Raw genomic sequence first — 1,449 nt, 5'->3', positions numbered from 1 at the left:
TACTACAGCCGGTGTTGTTGCGGTGAGTGGTCTCGTTGGCGGTAGTGGCTGATGCGTGCGCGGGTCTGGTGGCGGCGTCGCCAGCGGTTCCAGTGCAGAGCGAGGTAGGTCCTGGCGGCGCGGGCGGGGGCCAGGACGATGCGGTCGTACATGCGGCGGATCTCGTTCAGGGACAGCGGGACGGCGGCTTCCTCCTGCCTGTCGGTCGGGTCGGTGTGCTCAGGGGGTGGGGTGGTGGGGGCGTATGCGTCGGCTCCGCACGTCGGCAAGGAAGGCCAGGGCGAGCACGCACACGGTGGTCTGCCGGTACCAGGAGCACCATTTGCGTACTTCGTGCTGGTCGAAGCCGACCTCGTTCTTCGCGGCCTGGAAGGTCTCCTCAACCATCCATCGCTGGCCCGCGGCGGTGACCAGCTCGGTCAGAGTGGTGCCGGGGGTGTGGTGACACAGAAAGTAGGCGACCTCGCAGACGAGTTCGCCCTTGTCGTTCTTCTTGTTCGCCACCGTGGAGCGGCGGATCAACAGGGTCCGTGCCAGGCCGTGGGGGGTGTCGGCCAGGTGGACGGTGGCGAAGTCGTAGGCGCGCGGGCCCTTGGCGCCGTCCGCGCACGAGCGGCGCTCCATCAACGCCTCGGGCACCCTCGCCCACAGCTGCCGGGCTTCTTGGGTACGGCCGTCGGCCAGCGGCAGCACCTCGCTCTTCGGGATCGCCAGCACGTAGCGGACCTGGTGTTCCTCCAGCCACGCCCGTAAGGACCGCGAGCCGCCGTAGAGCTCGTCGGCCAGGAAGTAGCTGAAGGGCACCCCGGCCGCGAGAGTGCGCTCGACCATGCGCCGGGCCAGTTCCGGCTTGGTCACCACCGTGCGGGCCCGGTCTTCAGGTATCCCGGCCTCCTCGCAGCGCCGCCGGTGCTCCTCACTGTCGCCCGCCCAGTACCGCCCGGCATACAACTCCCGGTCGATGATCGCCCGCCCGCGCGAGGATCCGTAGGACAGGTGCACGCTGACCTGGGCGTTCTCGACCTGCCCGGTGACACCGGTGTACTGGCGGGCCACCCCGGCACTCTTGATGCCCTTCTTGATGTCACCGGTCTCATCCGCGATCAACACCGCATCCGGGGCCCGCAGCGAGTCCACCACGAACTCCCGCACCCGGTCCCGCGGCTCATCCGCGTCCCAGGAAGCCCTGGCCAGGAAGTCCTGCAACCGGTCCGGCGATCCATGCCCGGCCGCCTCCGCGACCTGCCACATGTTCTTGCGCGGCACATCGGAGAGCAGCCCGCGCACCATCGCCCGCAGATTCTCCCGCGACGCCGGCCGGCGGAACACATCGTCCACCGACGCACACAACGCCTCCAGATCCGCATCCCGGCACCGGACCTCGTCCGCGGTCAACTCATCACGCCGGACCAGACCCGGCGGCAGCATCAGCCCCATACACCGCCAACG

The 1,449-nt window shown here is 69.2% G+C and carries 2 protein-coding genes; both read right to left on the bottom strand.

Translation table 11 applies throughout. The features are described from left to right. Window positions 1-2 precede the first annotated feature (2 nt). On the bottom strand, window positions 3-152 hold the full coding sequence (locus OTB19_RS42805) for a hypothetical protein (protein ID WP_267804267.1): 150 nt from the start codon (window positions 150-152) through the stop codon (window positions 3-5). Between the two features lie 67 nt (window positions 153-219). Next, the coding region (locus OTB19_RS42800) for an IS701 family transposase (RefSeq protein ID WP_267804266.1) at window positions 220-1,449 on the bottom strand (1,230 nt) is incomplete at its 5' end.

This window comes from Streptomyces sp. H27-H5 (assembly GCF_026627505.1).
GTDB lineage: Bacteria > Actinomycetota > Actinomycetes > Streptomycetales > Streptomycetaceae > Streptomyces.
This window is presented reverse-complemented; position numbering and strand designations above follow the sequence as displayed.